We start from the raw sequence: 14,193 nt of genomic DNA, 5'->3' as shown, positions 1-14,193 counted from the left end.
CTGCCATTGCGGCCCCGCATTTTTCCAGTTTCCTGACAGCAGCGGTTTTTGCAATGTCACAACCCGACAAGACCGGGGTGGATCACCCCGCACATGATCCGCACACGCCGGAACCGGTGCAGAGCGAGGACGAAGCGGCGACCATCGCCGAAGCGGGCATCCTCGGCCGCGCGATCAACGCCGTGGGGATCGTTTTCGCGATCGGCATCATCGCCTCTGCGCTGATCCTGCTAAACGAGGTCGTGCTGCGCTACGGCTTCAACAGCCCGACGATCTGGGCGCATGAGACCACGATCTTCCTCTGCGCGATGGCTTTCGTCTATGGCGGGCTCTACTGCGTTGTGCGCAACAGCCATATCCGCGTCGTGCTGATCTACGATCTGGTGACCGGCCGGGCGAAGCGCATCCTCGACGCGATCATCTCGCTGATCTGTCTCTTCGCGGCGGGCTTCTTCGCCTGGGCCGCCTACGGCATGGTCATCAAGGCGACGATGCGCCCCGGCGGCGGCGTCCATTTCGAGACCTCGGGCAGCGCCTGGGATCCGCCCTTCCCGGCTTACCTGAAGATTTTCCTCCTCGTGGTGCTCGGCCTGATGGTGGTGCAATTCGTGATCATGGCGGTGAACTACCTGCGGGCTGCCTTCGCATCGGAGGCGGGTAAATGATCGAGCATCTGCTGAGTTTCGACCTCTCCGCTCTGGGGATCGGCTACGGGACGGTCCTGCTGTTCGCGCTGCTGATCGGCCTGCTGCTGACCGGCATGCCGCTGGCTTTCGTGACCCTGCTGGTCGCGCTGATCTTCGCGCTCGGCTGGTTCGGCCCGATGGCGGTGCCGCTGATCACCAGCCGCGTCTATTCCTTCGTATCGAGTTTCGTCTTCGTCTCGGTGCCGATGTTCGTGATGATGGCGGCGCTTCTGGACCGATCGGGCATCGCGCGCGATCTGTTCGAGGCGATGAAGCTCGTCGGTGGCCGGATGCGCGGCGCGGTGGCGATCCAGACGATCTTCGTCTCGGTCATTCTCGCGGCGATGTCTGGCATCATCGGCGGCGAGATCGTGTTGTTGGGTCTGCTGGCCCTGCCGCAGATGATCCGCCAGGGCTATGACCGCAAGCTCGCCATCGGCGTGATCTGTGCGGGCGGCTCTCTGGGCACCATGGTGCCGCCGTCGATCGTGCTGATCATCTACGGCCTGACCGCGAACGTCTCCATCGGCGATCTGTTCACCTCTGCCTTCATCCCGGGCTTCATGCTCGCGGCCTTCTACGTGATCTTCGTGATCATCCGGGTGAAGCTGAATCCCGATCTGGCGCCTGCGCCGGAGCCCGACGACCGTCCGTGGTCGGAAAAGATCAAACTGCTGAAGGGCCTGATCCTGCCTGTTCTGGTTATCGGTTTCGTGCTGGGCTCGATCTATGGCGGCATCGCCTCGGTGACCGAGGCCTCGGCGCTTGGTGTGGCGGGCGTGATGCTCTCGACCATCATCCGGGGCGAGCTGACGCTCTCGATGCTCAAAGGGGCCGCGCTGCAGACGCTCGCGACCTGCGGGATGATCGTCTGGATCGGTATCGGTGCCTCGGCTTTGGTCGGCGTGTTCAACCTGATGGGCGGGATCGACTTCGTCTCGGCGCTGCTGAAAGGCGTGTCGGATACCCCGATCATCGTGATCCTCACGATGATGGCGATCCTGTTCTTCCTCGGCATGTTCCTCGACTGGGTCGGGATCGCGCTGCTGACGATGCCGATCTTCGTGCCGATCGTGAAAGACCTTGGCTACGACCCGGTCTGGTTCGGCGTCGTGTTCGCGATGAACATGCAGGTGAGCTTCCTGTCGCCGCCCTTCGGGCCAGCTGCTTTCTACCTGAAGTCGGTCGCGCCGAAGGACATTTCTCTGGGCGAGATCTTCCGCTCGCTGCTCCCCTTCATCGCGATCCAGATCTTCGCTGTGGGGCTGCTGGTGGCCTTCCCGGCGATCACCGGGCACTGAGGCCAACCGGATTGAAACGAAAAGAGGCGGGCTTCCGGGCCCGCCTCTTTGCATGTCTGAGTGTCGCGCCGTGCCTCAGGCCGCGGCAGGTTGCTCGCGAAACTCGCTCAGCACCTCGGCGGCGATCTTGAAGGACTTCTGACGCGCCTCCGCGTCGTGGATCATCCCGGTCACCATCAGCTCGTCGGGCTCGTATTGCGCGATCAGACGCGCCAGATCGTCCCGTACCTTGTCCTTGGAACCCGTGGCCGAGCAGGACAGCGCGCGCTGCACCTGAACCATCATCTGCGGCGGCACCTCGGACAGATCCTCGGTCGGGCGCGGCAGCTTGCCCGGCATACCCGAGCGCAGCCGCGCGAAGGCCAGCACCTGAGACGAGCGCAGATATTGCGCCTCCTCATCGGTGTCGGCGGCGAAGACCCCGGCGGCCATCATCGCGTAAGGCTTGTCGAGATGGACCGAGGGACGGAAGCTCCTGCGATAGATGTCGAGCGCATCGCCCAGCATATCGGGCGCGAAATGCGACGCGAAGGCGTAGGGCAGGCCGAGATAGGCGGCAAGCTGCGCGCCGTAGAGGCTCGAGCCGAGGATCCAGATCGGCACATGCGTGCCTGCGCCCGGAATGGCGCGCACCCGGAAATTCTCTGCCTCGTCGCTGAAATAGGCGAGCAGCTCCTGTACGTCTGCGGGGAACGTGTCTTCGGGCGACATGTTGCGGCGCAGGGCGCGGGCGGTGCCGCCATCGGTGCCGGGCGCGCGCCCCAGCCCGAGGTCGATCCGGTCGGGATAGAGCGTGGCCAGAGTGCCGAACTGCTCGGCGATCACCAGCGGCGCGTGGTTGGGCAGCATGATGCCGCCCGCGCCGACGCGCATCCTCTTGGTCACCGAGGCGACATGGCCGATCAGCACCGAGGTCGCGGCGCTGGCGATGCCGGGCATGTTGTGATGCTCGGCCAGCCAGAAGCGGTGATAGCCCGCGTCTTCGGCCATCCGGGCCAGGTCGGCTGTTCCCGCCAGCGCATCGGCTGCGGTCTTGCCTTCGGGCACGGGCGACAGATCGAGAAGTGAGAATTGCTGCATGGGGAACCTCCGTCGGGGCAGAGCTAGCGCGCCGCGCAGGGCTGTCCAACGCCGCGCGCGCCTGTTGATCTCCTACCTATGACCCCGCGTTCCGCTTTGCGAGGGGGCGGCGGGTCTGCATAGTGCGCAGACCCAAGCGAGGAGGATGGACATGGCCGATCCGGTGCAGATTTCGGTAAGCGCGGAGGGCGTGGCGGAGGTGACCCTCAATCGCCCGGAAAAGAAGAACGCCTGGACCTTGGAGATGTTCGACGTGCTGGCCGAGGCGGCGCAGAGCCTGTCGCAGCAAAAGGGCCTGCGCGCGGTGATCCTGAGCGGCGCGGGCGGCTGCTTCTCGGCCGGGCTCGACCTGAGTGTGATGCAAAGCTTCGCGGCCGATCTGGCGGGAGTGAAGGCGCAGATGGCCGAACCCGATGCGCAGGGCGCGAACCGATTTCAGCGCCCGGTGACGCGATGGGCGCAGCTGCCGGTTCCGGTGATCGCCGCGATCGAGGGCGTGGCCTTCGGGGCGGGGATGCAGCTCGCGCTCGGTGCAGATTTCCGGATCGCGGCGCCGGATGCGCGGCTGTCGATCATGGAGGCGAAATGGGGGCTGATCCCCGATATGGGCATCTCGCAGAGCCTGCCGAAACTGACCCGCGCGGATATCGCGAAAGAGCTGATGATGACGGGCCGGGTGCTAGAGGCCGGTGAGGCGCAGAAGCTGGGGCTGATCACGCGCGTGGCCGAGACCCCGCTGCGGGCGGCGCGCGACATGGCCGCCGAATTCACCCTGCGCTCCCCCGAGGCGCTGGCGGCGAGCAAGGCGCTGGTGGAGCAGGCATGGACGATGCCGCCCGGCGGCGGGTTGGCGCTGGAGGCCGAGTTGCAGGCCGAGATCATCGGCGGACCGGCGCAGATGGAAATGGTGATGGCGAACCTGCAAAAGCGCGCGCCGAATTTCTCTCAAGGATAGAATGTCAGCGAAATGTCTATAAGGTGAGGGCGTACACGCACGAAAGGAGAGTGCCGCTCATGCCCGCAGGAGAACGCCGCATCGTCTCATCCCGCCATCTGGCCGAAGGGCCGGGCTGGGAAGCCTCGGAATTCGAATACGGGATGATTATCGCCTACAACTCCTTCGCGCGATGGATGCAGCGCTGCATGGCGGCCTCGGGGATGGAGCTTTCGCCGCTCGAAATCCTCGTGCTGCACAACACCAATCACCGCGACCGCGAAAAGCGGCTCAACGACATCACGTTCCTGCTCAATATCGAGGACACGCATACGGTCAATTATGCGCTGCGCAAGCTGTTGAAGCTGGGGCTGCTGGATTCCGAGAAGCGCGGCAAGGAAGTGTTCTACCGCACATCGGAAAGCGGGCGCGATCTGTGCGAACGCTATCGGAAAGTGCGCGAGGAATGCTTGCTCGAGCCGATCCAGAAAGGGGGTATGGCGGGCGAAGACCTGCGTGAGATCGCCTCCGCCCTGCGTGTGCTGTCTGGCTATTACGATCAGGCGAGCCGCGCGGCCTCTTCGCTCTGAGGTCGCGCGGGTCGTTGGCTCAGTTGCCCATAAGCGAGGGCAGGTAGGTCACGATCCCCGGGACCAGCGTAATCAGCAGAACCGCCAGCAACAGCAGCCCGAAGAAAGGCAGCGCCGCGCGGGCGACCTTGAGGATGTTGTAGCCGGTCAGCCCCTGGATCACGAAGAGGTTGAAGCCCACGGGCGGGGTGATCTGGCTCATCTCGACGACCAGCACGAGGTAGATGCCGAACCACAGCGGGTCGATCCCGGCGGCTTCCACCATCGGCAGGATGATCGAGGTGGTCAGCACCACGACCGAGATCCCGTCGAGGAAGCAACCCAGCAGGATGAAGAACACGGTCAGCACTGCAAGCAGCGCGATGGGCGACAGCCCGAAGGTGCCGATCCACGCGGCGAGGTTGCGCGGGATGCCGGTGAAGCCCATCGAAACCGACAGCACCGAGGCGCCGAGCAGGATGAAGGCGATCATCGCGCTGGTGCGGGTGGCCGAGAACAGCGCGTCTTTGAAGTCGCGCCAGCGGAAGCTGCCCGTCGCGACCGCGAGGATCACCGAAAAGACTACGCCCACGGCCGCCGCATCGGTGGGCGAGGCGACGCCGGTATAGATCGAGCCGATCACGCCGCCGATCAGGATCACAATCGGGATCAGGCGGCGCGAGGCCCGCAGCTTCTCGCGCAGGTTCAGGGTGATGTCCTCGCGCGGGATCGACGCGGGGTTCATCCACGCCCGGAGCGCGACATAGCCGCCGAACAGGCTGACCAGCATCAGCCCCGGCAGGATGCCCGCGATGAAGAGGCGCGCGATGGATTGCTCGGTAGCGACGCCGTAGACGATCAGGATCACCGAGGGCGGGATCAGAAAGCCAAGCGTGGCCGAGCCCGCCAGCGTGCCGAGGATCAGGCTCTCGGGATAGCCGCGGCGGGTGAGTTCGGGCACCGACATTCGCCCGATCGTGGCCGCCGTCGCCGCGGACGAGCCCGAAACGGCCGCGAAGATCGCACAGCCGAGCACGTTCACATGCAGCAAGCGGCCGGGCGCGCGGCCCAGCCACGGGGCGAGGCCGGAGAACATGTCCTCGGACAGCCGCGAGCGGAGCAGGATCTCCCCCATCAGAATGAAAAGCGGCAGCGCGGCGAGCGGCCAGCTATGGCTGTTGCCCCAAAGCGTGGTTGCCATGACGAGCCCGGTCGGCGCGCCGGAGAAGAAGCTGAGTCCCGCCAGCGCCACGATCAGCAGAGACAGCGCCACCCAGACGCCGCCTGCGAGCAGCACGAGAAGCAGGCCCAGAAGAATTGCGAAGGTCATCGGATCGGACATGGTTTACTCCGAAACATCATCGACGAGCACCGGGCGCTTGGCGCGGACGCTCTCGATCAGCGTATCGATGAAGGCGAGCGCCAGAAGGCCAAGCCCGACGACCATCGCACATTGCGGAATCCAGATCGGGATCGCGACGATGCCGGTGGACATATCGCCGTAATGCAGGCTCTCGAGCATCAGCGAGGTCGCGAACCACACAGCGTAGGCGCTGGCCGCGAAACCAAGCGCGAGCGCTACGATCTCGGCGACCCATTGGCCGCGCGCGGGCAGGCGGGTCAGCACGAGATTGACGCGGATATGGCTGCCGTGGCGCAGTGTGTGGGCCAGCGCCATGAAGCTTGCCGTCGCGAGGAAATAGCCCGCGAAATCGGCATAGGAGGGGATCGTGTAGGAGAGAGCGGGCCCGCCCAGACGGGCGAGCACGTTCAGCCCGACCTGTGCCGTGACCAGCAGGCAGATCGCGAGGATCGAGACGGCGGCGATCCCTCCGGACAGAAGATAGACCTGATCGAGCAGGCGACGCATGGTGGATACTCCGAGGGCTTGTGTGAGGAAGAGCATCGAAAAAGGCCCTCCCGCAGTGGCGGAAGGGCCCCGGATCGAGCGGGCTCAGTTGCCCTGATAGGCCTTGAGCACCTCAAGCGCGTCGGGGCTGGCCTTTTCTTTCCAGTTGGCCAGCATCTCGTCGCCGATCTTCTTCAGACCCTGCTCCAGCTCAGGGCTCGGATCGACGATCGCCATGCCGTTATCCTTCATCTCGGCGGTCTTTTCGGCGGCCTCTTTCTTCGACATCTCCCAACCGCGGGTCTGCGCGGTGGCGGCGGCATCCATCACGGCCTTCTGTTCGTCTTCGCTCAGACGGTCGAAGGCGCGCTTGTTCACCACGACGATGTTCTTGGGCAGCCAGGCGTCGATCTTGGTGTAGGTGTCGACGAAGTCCCACGCCTTGGAATTCGCGCCGGTCGAGGGCGAGGTGATCATCGCTTGCAGCTGACCCGTCGAGAAGGCCTGCGGAATGTCGACCGCTTCGACCTGCACGGGCGCGGCCTTGGCGAGCGTCGCAAATTCTTCCAGCGCCGGGTTATAGGCGCGGAAGCGCAGCCCTGCGAGGTCGTCCACGGATTTGATCTCGCCATTGGTATAGAGCCCCTGCGCCGGCCACGGCACCGAGAACAGCGGCATCAGCCCTTGCTTGTCGAGAAGCTTGGTGATGACGGGCTTCTGCGCCTCCCAAAGCTTTTCGGCCTGATCGTAGCTGGTGGCGAGGAAAGGCTGGCTGTCGACGCCGAAAGCCAGATCTTCGTTCGAGAGCGTCGAGAGGAAGAACTCTCCGATCGGCACCTGACCCGAGCGCACTGCGTTCTTGATCTCGGAATGCGGGAAGAGCGAGCCCGCGGAATGCACCTTGATCTCCAGCTTGCCGTCGGTCGCTTTCGACACGTCCTCGGCGAAGTCGCGGATATTCACGGTGTGGAAGGTGGTGTCGCCATAGGGCGTCGGCATGTCCCAGGTCTGCGCCTGAACGGCTGTGCCCAGTCCCAGCGCAACCGCGAAGCTTGCAGCAAATCTGATCATATCTCTCTCCTGTCGGGTCGCGGCGGAATTCGTGTCCGCCTCTTTTTCATAACGTTGACAAATTGTCTGTAAAATGAAATCAAAGTCAACGATAAGTTTCAAAATCGCGGTCTGAGCCAGTGGAGATGCCCTGACATGATGCTCGAAGAAGCATTGCGGCCCGGAACGGCCCAAGCGCATAGCCCGCAGATTTTGTCGGCTGGCGGAGACGGGCTGCTCGTGCGGTTCGCGCTGGTCGCAGAGCCCAACGCGATTGCGGCGGCGCAGAGCTTTCATCAGCGCGTGACGGAGAGCGATCTGGCCGGTTTGTGCGAGGTCGTCCCCAGCCTCGTGTCGGTTCTGCTGCGTTTCGATCCGGAGGCGGTAACGCGGGCCGAGATGGCCGAGCGGCTGGAGACCCTGCTGTCCGAGGACGATTGGCTGAGTGTCGCGCCGCATCCCGCGCAGCGTGTCTGGCATTTGCCTGTCGCGTTCGGCGGCGAACACGGCCCCGATCTGGAAGAGGCGGCGAAGCTTGCGGGGCTTTCTCCGCAAGCGGCCATCGACGAGATCACGGCGACCCAGCTGAGCGTCCTCGCCATCGGCTTCGCGCCCGGTCAACCCTATCTCGGTCTGCTGCCCGAGCATTGGAATCTCGCGCGCCGCTCCGAGCTGAACCCGCGCGTTCCGAAAGGGGCGCTCTGCGTGGCGGTGCGCCAATTGGTGCTGTTCGCGAATGCCTCGCCCACCGGTTGGCATCAGATCGCGCGGACGGCCTTCGATGTGTTCCGCCCCGACCAAACCGACCCCGTGCCGCTGCATGCGGGCGACGAGGTTCGCCTCGCGCCGGTCTCCGGCACCGAGATGGACGCGCTTTTGAAGGCGGGCGATCCGATGGGCGGCGCGCGTTGCGAGGTGCGGTCATGAGCGGCGGGTCGCTGATCCTGCGGAGCGTCGGGCCAAGCGTGAGCGTGCAGGACATGGGCCGCCCCGGTCGCATGGCGCAAGGCATCTCGCGCGGTGGCGCGGTCGATCCGCTCGCATTGGTCGAGGCGTCGGCGCTTCTGGGGTCGCGCAAACCGCTTCCCGCGCTGGAAATGGCGGTGAGCGGCGGGCGGTTCGAGATCACCGCTCCGACGCGGATCGCCCTGACGGGTGCGCCGATGCAGGCGGAGCTTGACGGACGCCCCCTGCGCTGGGGCGCGAGCCACAGAATGGAACCAGGCGAGGTGCTGTCGATCGGTGCCGCACGTGCAGGCATGTTCGGCTATCTCACCTTCGCGGGCGGGATCGAGACGGCCGAAGTGCTGGGCAGCCGCTCGGCGCATCTCGCCGCCGGGATCGGAGCGGCGCTGGAAGCGGACGCGCGCCTGCCGCTCGGTGCGGACCCCGAGCCCGACGCGCCCGCGATGGTTCTCACGCAGGACGACCGTTTCTCGGGCGGCACGTTGCGGATCATCCCGGGACCGCAGACGGGCCTGTTCGACGAGGCCACTTTCGCGCGGCTCAGCACGACCGAATTCACGCGCGCCCGGCAGGGTAACCGTCAGGGCGTGGCGCTCGAGAGCGATGCGCCTGCGCTGACCTCGGACGTGGCCAAGGGGCTCGCCTCGGACGTGATCTTCGAGGGCGATATTCAGATGACGGGCGCGGGCACGCCCTATGTGCTGCTCGCCGAATGCCAGACCATCGGCGGCTACCCTCGGATCGGCACCGTGCTGCCCTGCGATCTGCCGCGCATCGCCCAAGCCGCGCCGGGGACGAAACTGAGGTTCAAAGCGGTGACACTGGACGAGGCCGACGCCTTGGCCCTGCGCTGGGAGGCGCAGCTTCAGGCACAGCGGGCCAAGCTGCGCCCGTTGATCCGCGATCCGCACGACATTCATGACCTGCTCAGCTACCAATTGATCAGCGGCGTGACGGCAGGGCGCGAATTGGAGGAAGAAAATGGCTAAGATCGACCTGAACGCCGATATCGGAGAAAGCTTCGGCCCGTGGATCATGGGCAACGACGCCGCGCTGATGGAGGTCATTACCTCCGCCAATGTCGCCTGCGGTTTCCACGCGGGCGATCCGGATGTGATGGCGCAGACGATGCGCGCAGCTGTGGCCAACGATGTCGGTATCGGCGCGCATCCGGGCTTTGCGGATCTGCAGGGCTTCGGCCGTCGGCGGATCAAGCTCAGCGCCGAGGAGCTGACGAATCTGGTCACTTATCAACTGGGCGCCGCGCAGGCGATGGCCCGCGCGGCGGGTGGCGCGGTGCGGCATTTCAAGCTGCACGGGGCGCTGTCGAACATGGCCTCGGAGGATATCGAGATCGCGCGGGCCTGCTATTCCGCCGCCCTGAAAGTGCAGCCCGACATCATCCTCGTCGTTCTGCCGCAGACCCCGATGGAGCAGGTTGCGCGCGAGTTGCAGGCCAATTGGGCGGGCGAGATTTTCGCCGATCGCGCCTATGAGGACGACGCTTCGCTGATGGCGCGATCGAAGCCCGGTGCGGTGCTGCATGACGCCGGAGAGGTCGGCGCGCGGATCGAGGAGATGCTGCGCAAGGGCGCGATCGTGACCGCCTCGGGCAAGGAAATCCCCTGCAAGATCGACACGGTCTGCCTGCACGGCGACGGGGCAGAGGCGCTGGCGATGGCGCGGGCACTGCGCGGGCACCTGACCGAGGCTGGCTTCGAGATCGGCCGCTTCGGGGCCTGATCGGCTCAGATCATCCGCGCGTGCAGGTTCCACAGCAGCCACAGCGTCCCGCCGCCCATCAGCAGCAAGATCAGCGTGGTGAACAGGATCAGATGCAGGTCTTCCTGCTTCTGCCCCTTCAGGCGGATATGCAGGAAGAAGCGGAAATGGACCACGATCTGCACGATCGCGGCCACGGCGGTTGTCCACCAGATCGCCACTTTCGGCAGCAGATCCCACGCCACCAGTGCGAAGATCGGCAGGGTCAGCGCCAGCGCGAGCGCATAGCCGATCAGGTAGCTGCGGGCCTCTTGGCGTCTTTCGTCATGTTCGCTCATGCCAGCCCCCCGATATAGACGATGGAGAAAATTCCGATCCAGACGATGTCGAGGAAGTGCCAGAGCACGGCGAGGCGCACCATCGACAGCTTTACCCGGTCGTCCAGGCCGTAAACGAGCATCTGCCCTAGGATCGCGACGGCCCAGAGGCAGGAGAACGTGACGTGCAGCCCATGCAGCGGCACCAGCGCGAAGAAGGACGACAGGAATCCGCTGCGCTGAGGTGTGCCGCCTTCCGAGAACATCTTCAGGAAGTCGTGGATCTCGAAGCCCACGAAGGTCAGCGCGAGCGCCATCGCGATCAGCAACCACAGCACCATCTTCACCGGGCGCGGCTCGTGCTTGAGTGCGAGATGCGAAAAGCCGATCGCGACCGATGACGTCAGCAGCAGCATCGTCTCGATGAAGATCGACTTCAGCTCGAACAGTTCCTGCGGGCCGGGGCCGCCATTCGTGTTGGGCCGCATCACCACATAGGTCGCCATCAGCAGGCCGAACAGGATCGCATCGGACATCATGAAGACCCAGAAGCCGAAGACTTCGGTTTCGGCTTGGTCGTCGGCGCTCTGGTGCTTGGAACCGAGGTTGAGGCCGGGATGACGGGTGGTCTGGCTCATCGCGTGGCCTCCTGCGACATCGGTATGGCGTGGCCGCGGTTGTCGCGGGTGTATTCGGACGTACGGGGCACGCGCGGCGTGCGTGCGGCCAGTTCGCGGAAGGCGCGCCATTCCTTGCGGACTTCCTCGGCAGGGACGCGCTTCTCGGTGTCGCGCCGGAAGCCCTGAGCGATGATCACCAGCGGCACCAGCGCCGCAAGCGGCAGAACCGCCCACCACATGTACCATGTCAGCGTGAAGGCCAGCGCCGTGCCGAGCGCCCCGATCACCGGGCCGAACGCGGCGTTCTTCGGCAGCCAGATATCCTCGAACCCGTCCTCGGGCGGGCCGAGATCATGACCCGAGGCTTTCAGCGTCGCAAAGGCGTCGCGGCCCTCGACACGGGGCAGGGCGGGGAAGTTCCATTCCGGCGCGGGGGCGGGGATGCCCCATTCGAGCGAGCGCCCGTCCCACGGATCGCCTACCGGCACGGCCAGCCGCTTGCGATCGCGCACCGAAACCCAGAGTTGCACGATCAGCGCGAGGAAACCGGCGAGGATCAGGACCGCGCCGCCCAACGCGATGATCGTCCATGGCAGCCACTGTCCGGAGAAATAGCCCGACATCCGCCGCGGCATTCCCATCAGCCCCAGTACGTAGAGCGGGAAGAACGCGGCCATGAAGCCGAGTATCCAGCACCACGCGGCGCGGTAGCCCCATTTCTCGTCGAGCCGGAACCCGAAGGCCTTGGGAAACCACATCGTGTAGCCCGCGATCATTCCGTAAAGCAGTCCGGGGATCAGCATGTTGTGGAAATGCGCCACGAGGAACAGCGTGTTGTGGACCTGGTAGTCGACCGACGGGTTCGCCAGAATGATGCCCGACAGCCCGCCGATGGTGAACAGGAACAGGAAGGCGATGGCGTAGAGCATCGGCACCGAGATGCGCACCCGCCCGCGAAACATCGTCAGCATCCAGTCGTAGATCTTGACCCCTGTGGGCACCCCGATCGTCATCGTGGCAATGCCGAAGGCGGCATTCAGATTGGCGCTCTGGCCCATCGTGAAGAAATGGTGGACCCAAACGGTGAAGCTCAGCACCGCGATTGCCATCGTCGCGATCACCAGTGCGGTGTAGCCGTAGAGCGTCTTGCCCGAGAAGGTCGAGAATACCTCCGACCAGACGCCGAACGCGGGCAGGATGAGGATATAGACCTCCGGATGGCCGAACAGCCAGAACAGGTTGGCGTAGTTCATCATGTTGCCGCCACCCCCATTGGTGAAGAAGTGGAAGCCCATGTAGCGATCCAGCGCGAGCAGCGCCGTCGCGATGGTCAGCGGCGGCATCGCGAAGATCATCAGGATCGAGGTGCAGAGCGACGTCCAGGTGAACAGCGGCATCCGCATAAGCTTCATGCCGGGGCAGCGCTTCTTGTAGATCGTCACGGCGAAATTCAGCCCCGTGAAAGTCGACCCGATCGACGACAGCGTCACCGCCCAGATCCAGTAATCCGGCCCCGCGCCGGGGTTGTAGGCGGCTTCCGTATAGGGCGGGTAACCGGACCAGCCGCCGGTCGAGAAGGGCTCCAGCACCAGCGAGATCATCAGGATCAGGCCGCCCGCGATCGTCAGCATCAGCGAGACCGAGTTCAGCACCGGGAAGGCCACATCGCGCGCGCCGATCTGCAACGGCATCACGAAATTGATCATGCCGGTCAGGAAGGGCATCGCCATGAAGAAAATCATGATCGTGCCATGGGTGGTGAAGAGCTGCGCGAAATGGTCGGGCATCACGATCCCACCGCCGTCATGGCCCACCACCTGCTGGCTACGCATCACGAAGGCTTCGGCCAGCGCCCGCGCCAGCATCACGAAGGAGAAGACGATATACATGATGCCGATCTTCTTGTGATCGACCGAAGTCAGCCACTCGCTCCAGAGCGGTCGCCACCATCCTTTCACCGTGATCAAGATAACCACGACGACGAAGCCCAGCACCGCCATGCCCGCAGCGGCAGTGCCAGTGATGCCGGAGAGCAACTCGGTCCTGCCATCGGCGCGCACGATCTCGGTGACCGGTAGCGCGTCCAGCGTCAGGCGTCCGAAGGGGAAACCCCAGATGCTGCTCCATGTGTTCATTGTTGCGTCTCCTTCAGGCCGGCGATCTCGTCGAACATTCCGCTCGGCGCGGTCGAGAACAGGATCGGCTGCTCGGTAGGCTGGTCGAGCGCGCGGGCCAGTTCGACCTTGTTGCTTTTTTCCTCCAGCGCTGCGCGTGCCTTGTTGTCGAGAGGCAGGCCGCGCGCCTTCGCCGCCTTCACCCAGCGCGCGAATACCTCGTCGTTCATGGCGCTCGCCTTGAAATTCTGCGTGTAGAACCCTTCGCCGTTAAACTGCGTGTTGCGGCCCTCGAAGGTGCCGGGGCCGTCGGCGGCCAGATGCAGCTTCGTCTGCATCCCCTTCATCGCGTAGATCTGGCTGCCCAGCCGCGGGATCATGAAGCTCTGCATCACCGTGTCGGAGGTCAGATGCAGCTCGAGCGGGCGCGAGGCAGGGAAGGCCAGCTCGCCCACGCTCGCCACGCCCTCTTCGGGATAGAGGAACAGCCATTTCCAGTCGTAGGCGACCACATCGACGACCAGCGGCTTGCCTGCCTTGCCCGCCACCGGGTTGTAAGGATCGAGCGTGTGGGTCCGCTGCCACAGATAAACGGCAAGCATCAGCACGACCAGGATCGGCACGCCCCAGGCCAGAATTTCGAACACCGTGGCGAACGACCAGTCGGGGCGGTATTCGCCCTTCGAGCGTCCGTAGCGGTATCGCCGGATCAACCAAGGGGTCGCCGCGAAAACCGGGATCACGACGATCGCCATGAGGATCAGGATGATCTTCAGATGAGTAACCTGAGCGGAGGCGATCGGCCCGGCCGGGTCGAGAAAACTCCCTGCTCGCGCCTCTCCCGCGCCGGTCCAGCCCCAGCCCATCCAGACGGCCAAGACCGCTCCGGAAAGGAGGGGGGCTCTGCGGATCGATGCGGCAAGGGACATGGCAAACTCGCGTGCACAAGGGGGTGTGCGGAAACGGTAGACCGACCTCCTCGTCG

Annotated in this window: 15 protein-coding genes; 7 read left to right on the top strand and 8 right to left on the bottom strand. The window is 64.8% G+C overall.

Going from position 1 to position 14,193, the window contains the following annotated elements; all coding sequences use genetic code 11:
- Nucleotides 1-53 precede the first annotated feature (53 nt).
- Together B6V76_RS07460 and B6V76_RS07455 are read left to right on the top strand one after the other, a co-directional pair.
- A complete protein-coding gene (locus B6V76_RS07460) occupies nucleotides 54-665 on the top strand; it encodes a TRAP transporter small permease (protein ID WP_077701141.1) in 612 nt (203 codons plus the stop codon).
- Nucleotides 662-1,987: a TRAP transporter large permease subunit gene (locus B6V76_RS07455; protein WP_075776313.1), complete on the top strand. Its 1,326-nt coding sequence runs from the start codon at nucleotides 662-664 to the stop codon at nucleotides 1,985-1,987. Before B6V76_RS07460 ends, B6V76_RS07455 begins: the two co-directional genes overlap by 4 nt.
- A gap of 75 nt (nucleotides 1,988-2,062) precedes the next feature.
- Here the strand turns inward: B6V76_RS07455 and B6V76_RS07450 are convergent, their stop codons facing one another.
- A complete protein-coding gene (locus B6V76_RS07450; RefSeq protein WP_075776312.1) occupies nucleotides 2,063-3,067 on the bottom strand; it encodes an LLM class flavin-dependent oxidoreductase in 1,005 nt (334 codons plus the stop codon).
- A gap of 151 nt (nucleotides 3,068-3,218) precedes the next feature.
- Between B6V76_RS07450 and B6V76_RS07445 the strand changes: the two genes are divergently transcribed.
- Entirely contained in the window at nucleotides 3,219-4,022 is an 804-nt protein-coding gene (locus B6V76_RS07445; protein ID WP_088727074.1) for a crotonase/enoyl-CoA hydratase family protein, read from the top strand.
- A 59-nt stretch (nucleotides 4,023-4,081) separates the two neighbouring features.
- Nucleotides 4,082-4,591 (top strand): winged helix DNA-binding protein, encoded by a 510-nt coding sequence (locus B6V76_RS07440; protein WP_088719151.1) that lies wholly within the window; start codon nucleotides 4,082-4,084, stop codon nucleotides 4,589-4,591.
- A 19-nt stretch (nucleotides 4,592-4,610) separates the two neighbouring features.
- Here B6V76_RS07440 and B6V76_RS07435 read toward each other — a convergent pair whose 3' ends face one another.
- From B6V76_RS07435 to B6V76_RS07425, 3 genes are all read right to left on the bottom strand, one after another.
- Nucleotides 4,611-5,912: a TRAP transporter large permease subunit gene (locus B6V76_RS07435; protein WP_088727073.1), complete on the bottom strand. Its 1,302-nt coding sequence runs from the start codon at nucleotides 5,910-5,912 to the stop codon at nucleotides 4,611-4,613.
- A 3-nt stretch (nucleotides 5,913-5,915) separates the two neighbouring features.
- On the bottom strand, nucleotides 5,916-6,440 hold the full coding sequence (locus tag B6V76_RS07430; protein ID WP_088721989.1) for a TRAP transporter small permease: 525 nt from the start codon (nucleotides 6,438-6,440) through the stop codon (nucleotides 5,916-5,918).
- An 84-nt stretch (nucleotides 6,441-6,524) separates the two neighbouring features.
- Nucleotides 6,525-7,490 carry a TRAP transporter substrate-binding protein gene (locus B6V76_RS07425; RefSeq protein ID WP_088719150.1) on the bottom strand — a complete coding sequence of 322 codons (966 nt, stop codon included), beginning with the start codon at nucleotides 7,488-7,490 and terminating at the stop codon, nucleotides 6,525-6,527.
- Nucleotides 7,491-7,625: 135 nt separating this feature from the next.
- On the opposite strand from B6V76_RS07425, the gene B6V76_RS07420 reads away from it, so the two are divergent.
- The 3 genes from B6V76_RS07420 to B6V76_RS07410 are packed head-to-tail and all read left to right on the top strand — an operon-like array spanning nucleotide 7,626 to nucleotide 10,178.
- Nucleotides 7,626-8,396 carry an allophanate hydrolase subunit 1 gene (locus B6V76_RS07420; protein ID WP_088727072.1) on the top strand — a complete coding sequence of 257 codons (771 nt, stop codon included), beginning with the start codon at nucleotides 7,626-7,628 and terminating at the stop codon, nucleotides 8,394-8,396.
- Nucleotides 8,393-9,424 (top strand): biotin-dependent carboxyltransferase family protein, encoded by a 1,032-nt coding sequence (locus B6V76_RS07415; RefSeq protein ID WP_088727071.1) that lies wholly within the window; start codon nucleotides 8,393-8,395, stop codon nucleotides 9,422-9,424. Before B6V76_RS07420 ends, B6V76_RS07415 begins: the two co-directional genes overlap by 4 nt.
- Nucleotides 9,417-10,178, top strand: coding sequence for a 5-oxoprolinase subunit PxpA (locus B6V76_RS07410; RefSeq protein ID WP_088719147.1), 762 nt, complete (start codon nucleotides 9,417-9,419; stop codon nucleotides 10,176-10,178). The genes B6V76_RS07415 and B6V76_RS07410 overlap by 8 nt, the downstream gene beginning before the upstream one ends.
- A gap of 5 nt (nucleotides 10,179-10,183) precedes the next feature.
- Here B6V76_RS07410 and B6V76_RS07405 read toward each other — a convergent pair whose 3' ends face one another.
- The 4 genes from B6V76_RS07405 to B6V76_RS07390 are packed head-to-tail and all read right to left on the bottom strand — an operon-like array spanning nucleotide 10,184 to nucleotide 14,137.
- On the bottom strand, nucleotides 10,184-10,495 hold the full coding sequence (locus B6V76_RS07405) for a cytochrome C oxidase subunit IV family protein (protein WP_075776304.1): 312 nt from the start codon (nucleotides 10,493-10,495) through the stop codon (nucleotides 10,184-10,186).
- Nucleotides 10,492-11,112: a cytochrome c oxidase subunit 3 gene (locus B6V76_RS07400; protein WP_075776303.1), complete on the bottom strand. Its 621-nt coding sequence runs from the start codon at nucleotides 11,110-11,112 to the stop codon at nucleotides 10,492-10,494. The genes B6V76_RS07405 and B6V76_RS07400 overlap by 4 nt, the downstream gene beginning before the upstream one ends.
- Complete coding sequence (locus tag B6V76_RS07395; RefSeq protein ID WP_088727070.1) at nucleotides 11,109-13,229, bottom strand: cbb3-type cytochrome c oxidase subunit I; 2,121 nt, start codon at nucleotides 13,227-13,229, stop codon at nucleotides 11,109-11,111. Before B6V76_RS07395 ends, B6V76_RS07400 begins: the two co-directional genes overlap by 4 nt.
- Entirely contained in the window at nucleotides 13,226-14,137 is a 912-nt protein-coding gene (locus B6V76_RS07390; RefSeq protein WP_141104895.1) for a cytochrome ubiquinol oxidase subunit II, read from the bottom strand. The genes B6V76_RS07395 and B6V76_RS07390 overlap by 4 nt, the downstream gene beginning before the upstream one ends.
- Between the last annotated feature and the right edge of the window lie 56 nt (nucleotides 14,138-14,193).

Origin of the sequence: Thioclava sp. IC9, from assembly GCF_002213225.1 — a bacterium.
Lineage (GTDB): Bacteria > Pseudomonadota > Alphaproteobacteria > Rhodobacterales > Rhodobacteraceae > Thioclava > Thioclava nitratireducens.
The sequence above is the reverse complement of the archived record's forward strand: the minus strand, read 5'-3'. Positions and strand labels throughout refer to the sequence as shown.

Bases quoted from the DNA above. Each gene is read 5' to 3' on its own strand.
- B6V76_RS07430 (WP_088721989.1), bottom strand. From the start codon at position 6,440: ATGCGTCGCCTGCTCGATCAGGTCTATCTTCTGTCCGGAGGGATCGCC.
- B6V76_RS07420 (WP_088727072.1), top strand. From the start codon at position 7,626: ATGATGCTCGAAGAAGCATTGCGGCCCGGAACGGCCCAAGCGCATAGC.
- B6V76_RS07445 (WP_088727074.1), top strand. From the start codon at position 3,219: ATGGCCGATCCGGTGCAGATTTCGGTAAGCGCGGAGGGCGTGGCGGAG.
- B6V76_RS07395 (WP_088727070.1), bottom strand. From the start codon at position 13,229: ATGAACACATGGAGCAGCATCTGGGGTTTCCCCTTCGGACGCCTGACG.
- B6V76_RS07415 (WP_088727071.1), top strand. From the start codon at position 8,393: ATGAGCGGCGGGTCGCTGATCCTGCGGAGCGTCGGGCCAAGCGTGAGC.
- B6V76_RS07440 (WP_088719151.1), top strand. From the start codon at position 4,082: ATGCCCGCAGGAGAACGCCGCATCGTCTCATCCCGCCATCTGGCCGAA.
- B6V76_RS07450 (WP_075776312.1), bottom strand. From the start codon at position 3,067: ATGCAGCAATTCTCACTTCTCGATCTGTCGCCCGTGCCCGAAGGCAAG.
- B6V76_RS07410 (WP_088719147.1), top strand. From the start codon at position 9,417: ATGGCTAAGATCGACCTGAACGCCGATATCGGAGAAAGCTTCGGCCCG.
- B6V76_RS07400 (WP_075776303.1), bottom strand. From the start codon at position 11,112: ATGAGCCAGACCACCCGTCATCCCGGCCTCAACCTCGGTTCCAAGCAC.
- B6V76_RS07460 (WP_077701141.1), top strand. From the start codon at position 54: ATGTCACAACCCGACAAGACCGGGGTGGATCACCCCGCACATGATCCG.
- B6V76_RS07425 (WP_088719150.1), bottom strand. From the start codon at position 7,490: ATGATCAGATTTGCTGCAAGCTTCGCGGTTGCGCTGGGACTGGGCACA.
- B6V76_RS07455 (WP_075776313.1), top strand. From the start codon at position 662: ATGATCGAGCATCTGCTGAGTTTCGACCTCTCCGCTCTGGGGATCGGC.
- B6V76_RS07435 (WP_088727073.1), bottom strand. From the start codon at position 5,912: ATGTCCGATCCGATGACCTTCGCAATTCTTCTGGGCCTGCTTCTCGTG.
- B6V76_RS07405 (WP_075776304.1), bottom strand. From the start codon at position 10,495: ATGAGCGAACATGACGAAAGACGCCAAGAGGCCCGCAGCTACCTGATC.
- B6V76_RS07390 (WP_141104895.1), bottom strand. From the start codon at position 14,137: ATGTCCCTTGCCGCATCGATCCGCAGAGCCCCCCTCCTTTCCGGAGCG.